Origin of the sequence: Mediterraneibacter gnavus ATCC 29149 (assembly GCF_008121495.1) — a bacterium.
GTDB classification, from domain to species: Bacteria; Bacillota; Clostridia; order Lachnospirales; family Lachnospiraceae; genus Mediterraneibacter; species Mediterraneibacter gnavus.
Window position 1 is genome coordinate 2947459 of record NZ_CP043051.1, and the last position, 15439, is coordinate 2962897.

General features: G+C 39.2%; 16 protein-coding genes. 6 read left to right on the forward strand and 10 right to left on the reverse strand.

Features of this window, described 5'->3' with window-relative positions; all coding sequences use genetic code 11:
• Nucleotides 1-2 precede the first annotated feature (2 nt).
• The 6 genes from rpoZ to FXV78_RS14610 all read left to right on the forward strand — a co-directional run bounded on the left by rpoZ (nucleotide 3) and on the right by FXV78_RS14610 (nucleotide 4568).
• Complete coding sequence (gene rpoZ, locus FXV78_RS14585; RefSeq protein ID WP_022037846.1) at nucleotides 3-248, forward strand: DNA-directed RNA polymerase subunit omega; 246 nt, start codon at nucleotides 3-5, stop codon at nucleotides 246-248.
• 79 nt (nucleotides 249-327) lie between these two features.
• A complete protein-coding gene (gene rimO, locus FXV78_RS14590) occupies nucleotides 328-1650 on the forward strand; it encodes a 30S ribosomal protein S12 methylthiotransferase RimO (protein WP_004843826.1) in 1323 nt (440 codons plus the stop codon).
• Complete coding sequence (gene pgsA, locus FXV78_RS14595) at nucleotides 1650-2192, forward strand: CDP-diacylglycerol--glycerol-3-phosphate 3-phosphatidyltransferase (protein ID WP_004843825.1); 543 nt, start codon at nucleotides 1650-1652, stop codon at nucleotides 2190-2192. The genes rimO and pgsA overlap by 1 nt, the downstream gene beginning before the upstream one ends.
• Nucleotide 2193: 1 nt before the next feature.
• Nucleotides 2194-2718, forward strand: a complete 525-nt coding sequence (locus FXV78_RS14600; RefSeq protein WP_004843824.1) for a CinA family protein — start codon at nucleotides 2194-2196, stop codon at nucleotides 2716-2718.
• Nucleotides 2719-2846: 128 nt separating this feature from the next.
• On the forward strand, nucleotides 2847-3539 hold the full coding sequence (locus tag FXV78_RS14605; RefSeq protein ID WP_004843823.1) for an iron-sulfur cluster assembly scaffold protein: 693 nt from the start codon (nucleotides 2847-2849) through the stop codon (nucleotides 3537-3539).
• Nucleotides 3540-3557: 18 nt separating this feature from the next.
• The gene (locus FXV78_RS14610) at nucleotides 3558-4568 is read left to right on the forward strand and encodes a GGGtGRT protein (protein WP_004843822.1); all 1011 of its coding nucleotides are present in this window, start codon (nucleotides 3558-3560) and stop codon (nucleotides 4566-4568) included.
• Between the two features lie 153 nt (nucleotides 4569-4721).
• Here FXV78_RS14610 and FXV78_RS14615 read toward each other — a convergent pair whose 3' ends face one another.
• The 10 genes from FXV78_RS14615 to FXV78_RS14660 all read right to left on the reverse strand — a co-directional run bounded on the left by FXV78_RS14615 (nucleotide 4722) and on the right by FXV78_RS14660 (nucleotide 15413).
• Nucleotides 4722-5939 (reverse strand): tyrosine-type recombinase/integrase, encoded by a 1218-nt coding sequence (locus FXV78_RS14615; protein WP_004843821.1) that lies wholly within the window; start codon nucleotides 5937-5939, stop codon nucleotides 4722-4724.
• Nucleotides 5940-6111: 172 nt separating this feature from the next.
• Nucleotides 6112-6918 carry an N-acetylmuramoyl-L-alanine amidase gene (locus FXV78_RS14620; RefSeq protein WP_004843820.1) on the reverse strand — a complete coding sequence of 269 codons (807 nt, stop codon included), beginning with the start codon at nucleotides 6916-6918 and terminating at the stop codon, nucleotides 6112-6114.
• Nucleotides 6919-7070: 152 nt separating this feature from the next.
• The gene (locus FXV78_RS14625; RefSeq protein WP_105084775.1) at nucleotides 7071-7319 is read right to left on the reverse strand and encodes a phage holin; all 249 of its coding nucleotides are present in this window, start codon (nucleotides 7317-7319) and stop codon (nucleotides 7071-7073) included.
• 13 nt (nucleotides 7320-7332) lie between these two features.
• Nucleotides 7333-7614: a hypothetical protein gene (locus FXV78_RS14630; RefSeq protein WP_039959095.1), complete on the reverse strand. Its 282-nt coding sequence runs from the start codon at nucleotides 7612-7614 to the stop codon at nucleotides 7333-7335.
• A gap of 83 nt (nucleotides 7615-7697) precedes the next feature.
• A complete protein-coding gene (locus FXV78_RS14635) occupies nucleotides 7698-7880 on the reverse strand; it encodes a hypothetical protein (protein ID WP_004840107.1) in 183 nt (60 codons plus the stop codon).
• Nucleotides 7873-9981, reverse strand: coding sequence for a hypothetical protein (locus tag FXV78_RS14640; RefSeq protein ID WP_004840106.1), 2109 nt, complete (start codon nucleotides 9979-9981; stop codon nucleotides 7873-7875). The genes FXV78_RS14635 and FXV78_RS14640 overlap by 8 nt, the downstream gene beginning before the upstream one ends.
• A gap of 34 nt (nucleotides 9982-10015) precedes the next feature.
• Nucleotides 10016-11353, reverse strand: coding sequence for a hypothetical protein (locus FXV78_RS14645; protein ID WP_004840105.1), 1338 nt, complete (start codon nucleotides 11351-11353; stop codon nucleotides 10016-10018).
• 21 nt (nucleotides 11354-11374) lie between these two features.
• The gene (locus FXV78_RS14650) at nucleotides 11375-12364 is read right to left on the reverse strand and encodes a hypothetical protein (protein WP_004840104.1); all 990 of its coding nucleotides are present in this window, start codon (nucleotides 12362-12364) and stop codon (nucleotides 11375-11377) included.
• Nucleotides 12365-12424: 60 nt separating this feature from the next.
• A complete protein-coding gene (locus tag FXV78_RS14655; RefSeq protein ID WP_004840103.1) occupies nucleotides 12425-13030 on the reverse strand; it encodes a hypothetical protein in 606 nt (201 codons plus the stop codon).
• A 61-nt stretch (nucleotides 13031-13091) separates the two neighbouring features.
• Nucleotides 13092-15413: a hypothetical protein gene (locus FXV78_RS14660; protein ID WP_004840102.1), complete on the reverse strand. Its 2322-nt coding sequence runs from the start codon at nucleotides 15411-15413 to the stop codon at nucleotides 13092-13094.
• Nucleotides 15414-15439: the final 26 nt, after the last annotated feature.

Below are 15439 nucleotides of genomic sequence, written 5' to 3' on the forward strand. Positions count from 1 at the left end.
ATATGTTACATCCATCTTATACAGATTTGATGAAGGTCGTAAATCAGGACGTTGAGGAAGGGGAATCAAAGGTTGTAAACAGCCGGTATTCCATTGTTATGGCAACGTCCAAAAGAGCGAGACAGTTGATTGACGGAGATCTTCCGATGGTACATGCAAAGGCAGGAGAGAAACCTCTGTCAATTGCAATTGAAGAGATGAATGCAGGCGAACTCAAGATTCTGGCAGAAAACGCAGAAGAGGAATAGGCATAGAAAGAGAAGATAAGGGGCAGATGCCATATGGTATCTGCCTTTCTGACTGTTGAAAAAAGGAGAAAAATGAAATATGAATATACTTTTTATTTCCCTCGGGTGTGATAAAAATCTGGTGGACACAGAAGTGATGCTGGGGATGCTGGCATCCAGAGGATATCAGATGGTAGAGGAAGAGACACAGGCAGATGTGATCGTGATCAATACCTGCTGTTTTGTCCACGATGCCAAAGAGGAGAGTATTCAGAACATTCTGGAGATGGCAGAATATAAAAAAGAGGGCAGATTAAAAGCCCTGATTGTTACAGGATGTCTGGCACAGCGCTATCGTCAGGAGATTTTAGATGAGATCCCGGAAGTGGATGCAGTGCTTGGAACGACTGCATACGACAAGATTTTAGATGCGATTGACGAGGCACTAAAGGGGCACCATACACTGACATTGGCCGATACAGATCTCCTTCCGGAAGTGGAGACAAAACGTCTGGTGACTACGGGCGGTCATTTTGCGTATCTGAAAATCGCAGAAGGGTGCGACAAGCATTGTACGTATTGTATTATTCCAAAGATCCGTGGAAATTTCCGGAGTGTGCCGATGGAGCAGCTCCTGTCAGAAGCAGAATATCTGGCAGAACAAGGGGTAAAGGAACTGATTCTGGTTGCACAGGAGACAACCTTGTACGGAAAAGATCTTTATGGTGAAAAATCTTTGCACAAACTCTTGAGAGAGCTGTGTAAAATTTCAGGAATCCGCTGGATTCGAATTTTATATTGTTATCCGGAAGAAATTTATGATGAACTGATTCAGACGATTAAGGAAGAACCAAAAATCTGTCATTATCTGGATCTTCCAATCCAGCATGCCAATGATGAGATTCTCAAACGTATGGGAAGAAGAACGACAAAACAGGAACTGATAGATATCATCAGTAAGCTCAGGAGAGAAATTCCGGATATCGCGCTTCGCACCACATTGATCACGGGATTCCCGGGAGAAACGAAAGAGCAGCATGAGGAACTGATGGAGTTTGTGGATGAGATGGAATTTGACAGACTCGGTGTGTTTACTTATTCTCCGGAGGAGGATACTGCAGCTGCGAGGATGGAAGGGCAGATCGAGGAAGAAGTCAAGGAAGAACGCCAGGCTGAACTGATGGAACTGCAGCAGGAAATTGCGTTTGATACTGCGGAAAATATGGTCGGAAAAGAAGTGCTTGTGATGATCGAAGGAAAAGTAGCAGATGAAAATGCATATGTGGGAAGAACATACAGAGATGCGCCGAATGTGGACGGTTTGATTTTTGTTAACACAGAGGAAGAACTGATGTCCGGTGATTTTGCAAAGGTAAAAGTATCGGGAGCAGTGGATTATGATTTGATAGGAGGTCTTATCTGATGAATTTACCGAATAAACTGACGGTTCTGCGAGTGCTGATGGTACCGTTTTTTGTGCTGTTTATGCTGACAGATCTTGGTGGAGTGGCGAACAAATGGATCGCACTGGCGATTTTTGTGGTGGCCAGTCTGACCGATCTGCTGGATGGAAAAATTGCCAGAAAATATAATCTGGTCACAAATTTTGGAAAGTTTATGGATCCGCTTGCGGATAAACTGCTGGTATGTTCAGCAATGATCTGTCTGATCGAAAAAGGAAGTCTGGCGGCATGGATCGTGATCGTGATCATTGCCAGAGAGTTTATTATCAGTGGATTCCGTCTGGTGGCGTCTGACAATGGAATTGTGATCGCGGCAAGCTACTGGGGTAAATTCAAGACAGTCTTTCAGATGGCGATGGTCATTGTACTGATCATGGATCTGGGTGGTGCTTTTGATGTGATCGGGCAGGCACTGATCTGGATTTCACTGGCACTTACGATCATTTCACTGATTGATTATGTGGCAAAAAATATTCAGGTACTGACCAACGGAGGCATGTAAGATGTATACAGACTGGCTTTTAAAAATGAAGGAAAATGAAGCGCAGACGACATTGGAAGAGCGTGTGGTGGAATTGCTTGCTGAACACAAAATGACAGTCACTACAGCGGAATCCTGCACAGGCGGCCTGATCGCAGCAACGCTGGTGAATGTTCCAGGGGCATCTGACGTATTGAATGAAGGGTATATCACATATTCCAATGAAGCAAAGATACGTCTTGTAAACGTTTCCCCGGAGACATTAGAGCGTTATGGAGCAGTCAGTTCCCAGACAGCAAAAGAAATGGCGAATGGAGCAGCAAAGGCGGCAAAAGCAGAGGCTGCTCTAAGCGCTACGGGAATTGCGGGACCGGGAGGAGGAACAGAGGAAAAGCCGGTAGGTCTGGTTTATATCGGCTGTTCTGTGAACGGAAAGACAACTGCGAAAAGATGTGTTTTTGATGGAAACCGTATGGAAAACAGGCAGCATACAGTGGAAACTGCATTGGAAATGCTTGTGGAAGCACTGGAAAATCTGGAAAAATAGAAAGTGATAATTGACGAATGTCGGAATTTGTGAGAGAATGTAAACGAATACGGCGTTAAGAATTTATCAAAGCCGCAGAGGGAAACCTCAAATAATACACAATTACATATGTTGAAAGGAGTTTTAACATGATTTATTCACACGAAGTAGAAATGATGTGTCCGGTAGCTCAGGGAGCAAATCACGGACCAGCTCCAATCCCAGAAGAAGCAAAATGGGTGCAGGCAAAAGAAGTTAAAGATATCTCAGGACTGACACACGGTGTAGGCTGGTGTGCTCCACAGCAGGGAACATGTAAGCTGACACTGAACGTAAAAGAAGGTATCATCCAGGAAGCACTGGTTGAGACAATCGGATGTTCAGGAATGACTCATTCTGCAGCTATGGCATCTGAAATTCTTCCGGGAAAAACAATTCTCGAAGCTCTGAACACAGACCTTGTCTGTGATGCAATCAACACAGCTATGAGAGAATTATTCCTGCAGATCGTATACGGACGTACACAGAGTGCATTCTCTGAAGATGGACTTCCGATTGGTGCAGGACTGGAGGATCTCGGAAAAGGACTTCGTTCTCAGGTTGGTACAATGTACGGAACTCTTGCAAAAGGACCTCGTTACCTGGAAATGGCTGAAGGTTATGTAACAGGTATCGCTCTGGATGAGAATAATGAAATTATCGGATACAAATTCGTAAGCCTTGGTAAATTCACAGACTTCATTAAAAAAGGTGATACACCAAACGAAGCATGGGAAAAAGCACAGGGACAGTATGGACGCGTGGATGATGCAGTTAAGATCATCGACCCAAGACAGGAATAGGCGATAGGAGGACTTAAAATGGCTTTATTTGAATCATATGAAAGACGAATTGATAAAATCAATGCTGTATTAAACAGCTACGGAATTGCTTCTATCGAAGAAGCTGAAAAAATCACAAAAGATGCTGGACTGGATGTTTACAATCAGGTAAAAGGAATCCAGCCGATCTGTTTTGAAAATGCATGCTGGGCTTACATTGTAGGTGCTGCTATCGCAATCAAAAAAGACTGCAGAAGAGCTGCTGACGCTGCTGCTGCAATCGGAGAAGGTCTTCAGGCATTCTGTATCCCTGGATCTGTTGCAGACCAGAGAAAAGTAGGTCTTGGACATGGTAACTTAGGAAAAATGCTTCTGGAAGAAGAGACAGACTGTTTCGCATTCCTCGCAGGACATGAGTCTTTCGCAGCCGCAGAAGGTGCAATCGGTATTGCTGAAAAAGCGAACAAGGTTCGTAAAAAACCACTTCGTGTTATCTTAAATGGTCTTGGAAAAGATGCAGCAAAGATCATTTCCAGAATCAACGGATTTACATATGTTCAGACAGAGTATGACTACTACACAGGAGAATTAAAAGAGGTTTCCCGTACAGCATATTCTGACGGACTTCGTTCTAAAGTAAACTGCTACGGAGCAAATGATGTTCGTGAAGGTGTTGCAATCATGTGGAAAGAGGGAGTAGACGTATCTATCACAGGTAACTCTACAAACCCGACACGTTTCCAGCATCCAGTTGCAGGAACATACAAAAAAGAATGCATCGAAGCAGGAAAGAAATACTTCTCAGTTGCTTCAGGTGGTGGTACAGGACGTACACTTCACCCAGACAACATGGCAGCAGGACCGGCTTCTTACGGTATGACAGATACATTAGGACGTATGCACTCTGATGCTCAGTTTGCAGGATCTTCTTCTGTACCGGCTCACGTAGAGATGATGGGACTGATCGGCGCTGGTAACAATCCGATGGTTGGAATGACTGTTGCTGTTGCAGTAGCGATCGAGGAATCAGCAAAAGAAGGAAAATTCTAAGAAAATTGGCTTAGAATAAGGGACTGTTCAATTTGTATAAGTTTGTTTAGATTACACAATACATTCTAAAAAACAAAAAATAATACCAGTTGTGTACATTTTGTGTACCTAAGATATAAGTGGTACACAAGTACACAGCTGGTATTTAATAAATTAGAAGCATCCATTTAAAATTTCTACATTATTTTTTCTCATTTCTTCCATTACATGACTATAAACATTCAAAGTCGTTTCGATATTTTTGTGTCCCAATCTATCTTGGACATATTTAATATCTGCACCTGCGGCTAACAAAATAGAAGCGTGTGTATGTCTTAAAGAATGAAAGTCCCAATCAGGAAGATCTAATTGATAATGAACAATTCTTCCGCAATGTTGCATAATTCTAGGCTGTATATATCTACCATCCTGGTATCTGTTTAATGGGTTGAACTCAATATAATTATCTGGATTCAATTCATCATATTCGTCAGTAATTTCTAAATCTTTTGTTAAATACAATCTTGTATACATATCTCCATAGTAATCCATATCTTTTAACATCTGCTTTTTCTTTCGTAATAGTAAATTAAATGTTTCATCGTCCAAATCTATTGTACGTTTAGAATCATATTTAGGATTAGACAAATACCAAAAATTTTTAGTATCATTATGTTGTACTTGATGATTGATAAAAATTACTTTACTTTCTTCGTCAAAGTCTTTCATAATATCAAGAGCGAAAACTTCTCCTAGTCTTAATCCACACTTATATCCTAAAATAAGAGGAATGTGCTGTGAAGTTCCCTCCGGGAATCGATCTATAATTTTCTCAAATTGCTCCTTTGTTACAGGAACACGGACTTTTTTCCTAGTTGGAACTTTTGCTTTTGCTGTTGCCATGGGTAGCTCAACTTCTTTCATAGGGTTTGATTTTAGAAATTGATATTTTGATACCGCATGTTTAAGACTTTTATTTAAAATTCCTTTTATACTGCTCAAAGTATTTCTCGAAAATCCCTCATTAAATTTATCGTTTATAAAATCTTGAAGAATAATTGGTGTCAACGAAGTTATTCGATATTTCCCTAGTACCGGATCAATATAAAGTCTAATTTTTTTACGGTATCCATGTACTGTCTGTGGATTCAAATTCACATCACAATATTGCTCCAACCATATCTCAAGATAATCATGAAGAGATATATCATTTTCTTTTACGACAATTCCTGCGTTATCGTAATCCGCTTTCGCCTTTGTGCCCGCTTCCAATGCAGCACCCTTTGTGTCAAAACCACTTTTAGATATTCGTTGCCTTTTGCCTCCTACTTTTGCAATTTCAAATATATACTGCCACTTTTTGCCACGTTTAATTGCTCGTACTTCAGCCATTTTGCACCTCCAAACATATATTCGTATACACATTATACACGAATTAGTACCATTTGTAAAATGAAGGATACAAAAAGGTAAAAAAATGGGTAGAAGAGGAATTAACCTCAACTACCCATAAAATAATAGTTATAATTAACTAACCGTTATGTATAAAGATATCAACGCTTTCTTAGATAGATGTAGTATCTTTCCTGTTTAGAACCGCCATCAGTCTCGCGTACCACGGAGCGCTTGGACTCCATTTGTAGCACGGCATATCTTTTCCGTTGTTGTCCTTGTAAATCTGCTGAACGATTTTCAGCTCGTCCGGATGCGCCAATGTGATTACTTTTTGACCGTCAAAATAATACACTGCACCTTTTCCCTCTACTGTAAATAAACATTTCATCTCTTCTTCTCCTTCCTGTTCGATTCCTGTATTCTGGTTATTTTTTTGTTCGCTGCATGCAGACGCTCTACTGTCAATCGCCTTTGCAATCAGCTCCGCAATTCCTTTTGTACCTAAATTTCGATACCGTGCTACATCACCTGTGCCAGTGCAGAATAATGTCTCCACGATCATGCCAGGCATATTAGATGCATTCAGATCATGGTATCCCGAACTGTACTTTACACCACGGTTAGCAAATCCTTTATTTGCGAAATTCTGGCAGATATTGCTTGCGATCGTGTTCATTGTCTGGTTAGATGCATCGTATAACCACACCTCTGTACCGCCAGCTGATTCCGCTCCTGCCGCATTCATGTGCAAGGTGACATAGATATCGCACCCCGCACTATTCGCCTTATTTGTGCCGTCAGACAGCTCACCAGACACATTGGATGCGTTGGAATTACAATCAACCACAGTATGACCGACAGCCTGTAACATTGGTGCGAGCTCATTGTAGATCTTCCGCACTTCTACCTGCTCATCGATCAGACCGATTGCTCCTTTACAATTTGGGGAATGCCCTCCCCTTAAGCCAATTTTCATTCTTTTTCTTCCTCCTGATTTTCCGTTTCAAATGCCTTTTCCAGTTCCTCTGCGGATACTCTACCAAATTCGTTCTGTTCGCTCATGTTCTCACCTCCTTGTGCGATGTCGCACAATAAAAGAGAGCCTGTTTCCAAGCCCTCTGAAATTATCTACTTATATGTAAGCGCCCTCTCTGAATCTCCTGTGCCCGGTGTCGTTGGGTCTACCACTACACCAAGGATTGCCAGCACTGCAAAGAGTGCATTGATTACAGTCAATAACTTATCTCCAAGGTCTCCAAGGTCGATGGTAAGACCAAACACTGCCGCAATTGCCTGTATCAACAGTAAGATTGCCGGGATCAGCGCCACCCAGAATGCCTTGTTTTTGATTCTTACAATCCAATTGATTTTTTTCATGGTTCTACCTCCTTTAAAAAAGCATTGCTGCTACTGCACCGATAATAGCTCCAATGAGAGCGGTAACAACCCCATCCCATCTCTTAGCTGGTGTCTGCTCAAGATGCGTCACCTTTGCGGTGAGTTGTACCAACGTCTGGTTCATGAAGCCGACCTCTTTGGTTAGCCCTACCATTTCTTGTGCCAGTTGATGTACCACGCTCACAACGTCCTCTGCTTCTTTCATTCGATGCTTTAATGAGCCGATTTCTTTTCCGTGCTCTGCAAGTTTCACTTCTACTTCATTTTCTGTCATGTTTTCCCTCCGGTTTTTAAAGTATAAAAATAAGACCATCACGGTCTTGCTCTGATCTCCATATTCGCCACCTATAAAAATGTCTAAACAGTCTGTACTTCTGCGTAAGTTGTCTCCGCCAGAAGTGTCAGAGTTGCGTATTCCTCTTCGCTGATTCGGTTCATAGCGAAATAGACATCCAGTTTTGCAACCGCTTCATCCTTTGTGTTGTAAAACTTCTTTTCAATCAAATTTGTCATTAATTTTACGATTACTGTGTTATTCATGTGCTTCCTCACTTTCTAAGTTGTTTAAAATGTTATTCATGTCATTTTCTATCATTGTTGCCTGTGTTTCCATAGGCATTAAAGATAGCAGATTTGCTGTGTCAGCCTGGTATTGTCTTAATATACTTGCCACTTTTGCAGACACTTTTCCATCAATGTAGTTCTTTGTATCCGCCGTATATGTTACTTTAATATCGGGGTCAAGCTCCCCTCCGTCCGCTGTGATGACTGTGGTAGGGCAGTAGGTTTTTAATGCTCGGATAGCGTTTTGTTCGGATTGTGGTAGGGGGACGAATTCGGTTTCCTCAGTTTTGTAAACCATTGTTAATGGGTTATTTTCCATCCACTTAATAAACTCTTCTTTTGTCGCAATATCCGTATTAAAATACTGTGATTGCATACTTGGTTGATCAGAGTAGCGGTATAATTCTCCGGTATTATACGATCCATCCACATTTTTAAATTGCTTACAATAAGATGTTTGATAACCTTTTATCTTTTTTATGTTGGTTACAGTATACGTATACACACCATTACTGTGGTTTTTATAAAGTTTAAAACCATACGGGAACAAATCTGTCCGGGATGGTCGTATGTCTGTATCGATTGCCGACTGATACAACCACCCAATCTGTCCGTCCTGCTCAACCAGTTTATCCCATTTTGTAATAGGACGGTCGGAAGTTAAAACAACCGACTCTTTCTCAGTATACGGAGAACTTATATCAACTTTTTTAATAAAGTCATATGCAACATAAGCATTATCGGTATTAAGAATGTTAGCATTAACTCCTTGGTACAAAAATAATCCATCTACGGTCACAGTGAATGTATAACCTCTATATAATGAGTTCGGCAATCTACAGATACCGCTTACAACGCCAGTGCTGCTAATCGGATATCCTCTGGAATTATAATAAGCATAAAGTTGTCCAGAATTAGCAAATGTTCTTTCTTCATTCAATATACATACATTCACAACAGCAGATTTTACATCAACATAAATTCTATACGTTTTACCTTTTTCTAATGGAAGAGGTCTTATTTTGTCGGCATATGAACCTTTTTGCAAATAGCCACAGTTACTTACCTTCACATCCACTTCATACTTCTGCTTCTCATCATTCCACTTTCCGACACTCTTGATTTCCTGCGGATATTCTGGGCTTGGGGATGGTTTACCGCCTGTATAGGGTTCGTAGGAATCCAACTCAGTCTCCTCCCTAATCATCGGTAGAATTTCTAGCGGGTTTTCTGTTTCTATTCTGACCTCAATAGTTTCTTCTTTATCAATTTTAAAATTAAACTTGTTAGTAGCAGTCCATCCATTCGTAATGTTGCTTTTGTCTTCGTGTAATATATACAAGTTCTTTGACGTTTTTGAGCTATATACATAGTTTCCAATCTGCAATTTGAGATTTGTCTTGCTTTTTCCCTCTGCATAGATCGAAAATTTGTCCGGAAGCAAATTCTTCCCAGTAGTCTGCACCTGCTCCGTCTTCCCACCAAGCTCCAACCTCTTATTTACTCTCTCAGCACTATCCGGTATCACAAGTGGGCTTTCTCCACTCATGGTGTTTATAATTGCAATACCATCTCCGCCACCACTAGCGACTTCTCCAGGCACTACATTACCATCTTCTCCGATCACAAGAGCTTTACCCTTGTTCTCGATCCCCTGCTGTTTGTCCAGCTTAGTCTCCATCTGCGTTGTAAAGTCTTCCGGAATAGACTGCAATACCTCTGCGCCTTTATCCTGTACTTCCTTGATCTGCTTCGCTCCCTCTGCGACAATTCTATCAATTTGTTCTTGAGGGGAGGTTGTTATTTGATTCCAATGTCCATTTGTATATCTCCACAATATAGATGTTTCAATTACGAAATAAAAAGAATCAATAGGTGCAAGTAAATCATTACGTTGTTCTTCTGTTTCTATGGTTTGTATTTGCTCATAAACCGTACGAACTCCATGATTATCTAATATAATCTTCTTTTTATCGTAAACGAAAATAAGTTGCCCATCCTCAGGTGGGAGAGTAGACAACTTAGATTCAACTGTGGAGTATGCCTTTAATATAGTTTTTGTTTCAGCTTTTGCCATAATTAGCACCTCCGATTCTTATATATTTTTATAGTTAAAATTCTGTAATAGACAATTTATCATCTGTATAGGCTTTGCTTTGCTTAATAGCGTCGTTGATTTGGTCGGTTATATCTACTCCTCCTGATCCTACCGCACGTTTTACATAATCAACAACTGTTCCAGACTCACCTAAATCGCCAACTTTTGTATTCAAGGCTTCATTGGCAGCCTGCGCAGCTTCAGACAGAATTCCAGGTTTTGCAGCAGAAATCTTAGAATCAACAGTTGCAGCATCTACTTTTGTATTGACATTATCTTTGATAACTTTCAGTTTTCCGTCAATGTCAGTCTTTGTGTATGCATCCTCAATACCATATCCAGCTAATGTTGTGGCTTTGTCTGCTTTACCATCAACAGTATTTTTAAGAGCATCTACTTTACTTTGTGCATCTGTAGATGCCTCATTCAGTAATTCAGTTTGAGTCTTAGTGTATGTATCAAGTTTATCCTTATTTGCATGTTCATGTGCTTTTGCGATTGCTTCATTCAGAGCAGAGATATTTACTTTGGAAGATTTGATAACCTTTCCGGTAGCACCGCTCATTACAACGATCTCGCCTTCAATAGCAGAAGGATCGGCACTCGTAACAGCACCGTCAATGTTAGACTGCAACACGATTCCATCAGCATTAGATACAGATTCAACATTGTAATCTTTTACGATAAGAATTAAATCACCGATTTCACACTTCTGTCCAAGATATGTTCCGGCGAGAGCAACAACATATTTCTGTCCAGCTTTATATGCTTCATCAGGGAATGGATGGTCTTCATCAATTACAATCGGAACCTCAGATTTTGCAGCATTTACAATCGATTCTGCATATTCCTTTGTTGCAATATCTTTTCCTTCTAATTTCAGTGTTCCTGTAAAGTTTGCATTTGCAATATTTGCTTTTAGGTTAATGTCACCCTCAAGTTTTGTGATGCGTTTCTGGAAGTCTGTAATAGAAGTAGATACATCCTCGAATACTTTTACCCATTTTGCTCCATCCCAGATATAACCTACATTTGTATCAATGTAGATAATTCCCTGTTGCTGACCAGATTCAGGTCTTGTACCAACAACTACGTATTGTTTCATTGCGGACGGATCAGCTCCTACTGCTTCAAGAGTACAATTACCATTTGTTCCCTGTAAAACATAGGCTTTATATTTTCCATTCACTTTTGCAGTAATAATCTGACCTGCATAAGCATTTGGTTGTTTTGCATATGTAGATGCTGCTTCTTGGGTATCATGAACGGAAGAAGAGTCTAAAGCCAGTGGGTTCGCTCTGGAATAGGCTTTAACCACAGTCAATAATTCTTGTTCTTTATAATTTGCCATAATTTAATTTCTCCTTTCAGTTTATCCGATTGCAAAAGTGAAGTTCATAGGTGCCGCTGCGGGAACGCTTAAATTATAGACATAGCAGTTATAATCCTTTAATCCATTCTGTCCGCCTCTAGCATCAGCAACTTGAATCGTAGATTTTGTGAAAGAAGACAGCATTCCTTTATCTCCAAGATCATCGTAAATAACCTGTGTAAGTGTTCTTGGTTCTGGTAATGCGAATACGATATTCTGTTGACCAGTTTCTACTTTCATAGAAATTTTAGCCCCAGATCCAATATTAAGTCTCTTGTTTGATAATTTACGAACTGTATCAGAAGTAGGAGACTCAACTTTCCCGACTCCGCTTCCCCAGAATGAATTACGTCGTCCAGTGAATACATATCCTCCTGATGAAACAGTTCCCGCTTTGATTTGACCATCTGGAGATGGATTACCAAGGTTATCATTCTTAATTGCTCCATCTTTATAAGTAGCAGAAGCAGTAAAAGTCACTGTTTCATCACCGATAACGATTGCTTCACCTACATAATCAAGAGGAGATGTCGTTCCGTCTTTGACACTTTCGGCTCCTTTTTTAATGGAAATAGCAGTTAATTCACCGGCATCATTTTTATTAAATGTAGCTCTAATTTTTGGTGTAACAGATGTTCCGGCTTCAACAGTATCGGCAGCAGTTCCTGCGTTGTTAACTAAAGTAACACTAGGTTTTGTATAAGTAGCCGGAATTGATTTCTGGGTAATCAGATTAAGCAGACCATCCATATCAATTTCTTTTGGAATCGTCTGTCCTGCCTTAAGAGCGCCGAGATCTGTTCCTTTCAACGTGTACTCTTTAGATGATTTGGATTTCAGAAACTTTGTTTCTCCATTTTTGTTAATAAATGCAAGTTCATCAGTGTCGCTTGTGACAATGAAATCATTTGCATCCAGTTTTCCGGATGTTTTTGCTTCCTCAATTTTCCCCTTTTCACCTGTTGCAAATTTTACTTTTAAATCTGCCATGAGTTGTACCTCCTTAATTTTTCGTATATAAAAAGACGATAGAATGTTCTATCGCCTAAACTAAAATTCAACCATGTCAAAAGAGCCTCCGTCATCTTGGTCTTCTCCTATAACAGTAACTTCGTCTCCAATTGGAATATGGTTTGACAACAGCTGCAGTGTTTTCCCATTTTTAATTTGAATATTATCTGCCTTTGTTTTATCGTATATATCGGCAATTTTATCCAGAGCTGAAATCTTATTCTGTAAATCAGAAACAATCTGATCAACAAATTCAAGAGATTCATCTGGGACGAAAGAGTAGTAGTCTTTTAGAGGAGAAATTTTAATTACAAGTTCTCCAGTATGTACTACGAACACTTTTTTTACTTCCATATCTGTTTTTGTGAATGTCAACCGAATTGTAATGTCCCCAGCATATTGCGTTAATTCTGTATCTACTGGCAGAACATATCGAATGTGTTCTTTATACAATTCAGCATCTTTTTTTAAAATTTCTGCGTGTGGAACATTTGCTTGATCCACGTATTTTAATGTGGCAGTAAACTCATTCAAGTCCAATTCTCCATAATTCGGAGGGATTAAAATTTGAATTTTATCTGCTAATTTTTCTCTTTGATATAGTGTTGTGACGACAGTAGCAGTGAGGGATTTGTCGTCATTCATAATTATTGTGTAAATTGTGATCACCTCGTTTCAAATAAAAAACAGTCTATATTGACTGTCATTAAGCTATACTGTATGCGAATGTAACATGTCGTTCCAACATCCCGGTATTATCTGTAACAAAGCTAATCCTACCATTGTTTGATATTTGAATTCGTGTTGAGGCACCATATGTAGAGTTAGATGTAACATTTTGTGCAGTAGCAAAAACCGTTCCATAAGGTCTAAATCCATCAGGAATAGTTATTTCGGATATAGTTGCACTTTTGCTTGTGCCAGTAGCTCCAGTCCAAAAAATATTACATACACAAATCGATCCGAGTTTTACTAATCTTACATTCATGGAATTTCCCCAAGGTTGTCCATATAAGTCTCTTGTTTCAACTGTAAGAACACCATTAATTTGTTCTTTTAAAACTCGTCCTTGATTTGCACTTAAAGGAGCAGTTGCCGAGCTGGAAGTTAAATTATCAACAATATCAGACCTGTCTATTTTCCCCTCAAGTTTTGACAACACTTGTGAATTATTTTCTTCAATCGTATTAAGCTTTGTATTCATAGACTCTAAGAATTCTGCAACAAATACCTCTTCACTATCACTGTTTCTGTTTATCATGATATCGCCGTCAATCTGCAATTTTGCCCTATCTGTCTGATTGAAATCAGGAACTCGATTTATGGCAACAGTACCATCTTCATAAACAGACAGTGGCGCAACACCTTGAGACAAAGATGGATTGATTACTACTTCAGAAAACCTATCTTTAAACTTAAATTGGAAATCATAAGATTCTCCCTTTTCTAGTGTTAAAAAATTAGAATTTATTATTATTTTCTTATAATCACTTCCATCAATTCCGCCATCTTGAATATTAGTTATGGTAGTCCATGATAAAGGCATACTTGTTCCAGTCCTACAATATCTATAATAAGAAGTAAAAGATGTGTTATATCCGCTTACCCTAGAGATATTACAAACAACATTTAAACTTACTTCCTTTTCAAAATTTCCTAGTCTTTTCAGCTCAAATGTAGCAGCAAGTGGAACATGATAATCAATTACTTCAAAAGCGTTTTGCTTTACTACTGGCGAAGAAGATATTCCACGCGCATCTACAGCATAAACAGATATAGAGTATCTTCCATATTCAGTAATCGCTCCAAGATCGATCAATACATCTGATTGTGATTCCTGTGCTTCATATGTTCTGCTAAAACTATTGTTGTTGCCACCGGAAATGGTGCATACATATTTACTAATTGTAGAAACAGAAGAGTGAGCTTTGTTTGATGTGCTAATTTGAACTTGCATACATGGTATATTCGCAAGAGCTTTGCTAGAGCCAATAATATTTGACACAGAATAGTTAATATTACTATACGAGTAATTTGTAAATACAGGTGCTGTAGAAGAAATATTCAATTGCATTGTCGCAGAATATTGTTGATATGGTGTTTCTACTCCGTTGATATGTAAGTTCTGCACAATAACAACAGTAATCCACTCTTTAAGACCAGCAAGTTTGTAAATTTTATTTTTTTGATCAGATGTGAGAGTTATAGATACATAACTTGACTGTATATTTTTCTTTTCCGCAAAGTAATTGTTATCATCTTTTGAACCAACATATAAGTATACTGACGATGTTGGGGTAGTTCCGGTAAAATATAGATTTATAGGAGAGTTTATATTTAAATTGAAGTCACCCGTGATTGACGGATATCCAATAGAATGTTCAATATATCCACTATTTGTCCATAAGCTTGTTCCAGTTTTTTTGACACGAATTTGAAACCTATAATTTCTGTTTGGTGTAACTACATATGTAATTGATCCGGTTTTGCCAGAAACAGAGAATTCTTTAAGCTTTGTGTCGCCGTCATATAAGTGTAATGCGTTAATATTATCAGATGTAGCCCAATTAAACCCAACAGTCGTTCCTGAAGTAGAATTGTTTTTTTCAAATTGAGTAATCTTTACATTTCTATCAATATGTTTTCCAAAATATGCATTACGAATCTGTCCAGTTCCACCTAATTCCGCAGCCGTTGGGGACACTGATGTTCCAAAGTACATATCACCAAACATTGTAAAACTAAGATCACCATTTGCATCATGAGGAATATCTGTGAATGTTTTTCGTCCAATTTCAACCCATACATTCTGACCAACATTGAGATCAAAAGTCCAAGTAACATTTCCTGTATTATATCCAGTTCCCTCTATCGCAATTCTATACCATGCGCTTCCTTCACGGTTATATCCCCAATAAGAATAATCAGTTCTCCTAAAATACAGAGCAATTGTTATGTTGGACGTGTTTTGAGCCGCATTTACAGTCTCGTTAATAACGTCAATTCTTTTTTCGTATCTTCCTGCCAAACTTTATCACTCTCCAATCTATATAA

What these genes read in the sequence shown, in the direction of transcription:
- FXV78_RS14640 (WP_004840106.1), bottom strand. Translation starts at nt 9,981, where the DNA reads ATGGCAAAAGCTGAAACAAAAACTATATTAAAGGCATACTCCACAGTT.
- rimO (WP_004843826.1), top strand. Translation starts at nt 328, where the DNA reads ATGAATATACTTTTTATTTCCCTCGGGTGTGATAAAAATCTGGTGGAC.
- FXV78_RS14630 (WP_039959095.1), bottom strand. Translation starts at nt 7,614, where the DNA reads ATGACAGAAAATGAAGTAGAAGTGAAACTTGCAGAGCACGGAAAAGAA.
- FXV78_RS14600 (WP_004843824.1), top strand. Translation starts at nt 2,194, where the DNA reads ATGTATACAGACTGGCTTTTAAAAATGAAGGAAAATGAAGCGCAGACG.
- FXV78_RS14605 (WP_004843823.1), top strand. Translation starts at nt 2,847, where the DNA reads ATGATTTATTCACACGAAGTAGAAATGATGTGTCCGGTAGCTCAGGGA.
- FXV78_RS14655 (WP_004840103.1), bottom strand. Translation starts at nt 13,030, where the DNA reads ATGAATGACGACAAATCCCTCACTGCTACTGTCGTCACAACACTATAT.
- FXV78_RS14625 (WP_105084775.1), bottom strand. Translation starts at nt 7,319, where the DNA reads ATGAAAAAAATCAATTGGATTGTAAGAATCAAAAACAAGGCATTCTGG.
- FXV78_RS14610 (WP_004843822.1), top strand. Translation starts at nt 3,558, where the DNA reads ATGGCTTTATTTGAATCATATGAAAGACGAATTGATAAAATCAATGCT.
- FXV78_RS14645 (WP_004840105.1), bottom strand. Translation starts at nt 11,353, where the DNA reads ATGGCAAATTATAAAGAACAAGAATTATTGACTGTGGTTAAAGCCTAT.
- FXV78_RS14650 (WP_004840104.1), bottom strand. Translation starts at nt 12,364, where the DNA reads ATGGCAGATTTAAAAGTAAAATTTGCAACAGGTGAAAAGGGGAAAATT.
- FXV78_RS14620 (WP_004843820.1), bottom strand. Translation starts at nt 6,918, where the DNA reads ATGAAAATTGGCTTAAGGGGAGGGCATTCCCCAAATTGTAAAGGAGCA.
- pgsA (WP_004843825.1), top strand. Translation starts at nt 1,650, where the DNA reads ATGAATTTACCGAATAAACTGACGGTTCTGCGAGTGCTGATGGTACCG.
- FXV78_RS14615 (WP_004843821.1), bottom strand. Translation starts at nt 5,939, where the DNA reads ATGGCTGAAGTACGAGCAATTAAACGTGGCAAAAAGTGGCAGTATATA.
- rpoZ (WP_022037846.1), top strand. Translation starts at nt 3, where the DNA reads ATGTTACATCCATCTTATACAGATTTGATGAAGGTCGTAAATCAGGAC.
- FXV78_RS14635 (WP_004840107.1), bottom strand. Translation starts at nt 7,880, where the DNA reads ATGAATAACACAGTAATCGTAAAATTAATGACAAATTTGATTGAAAAG.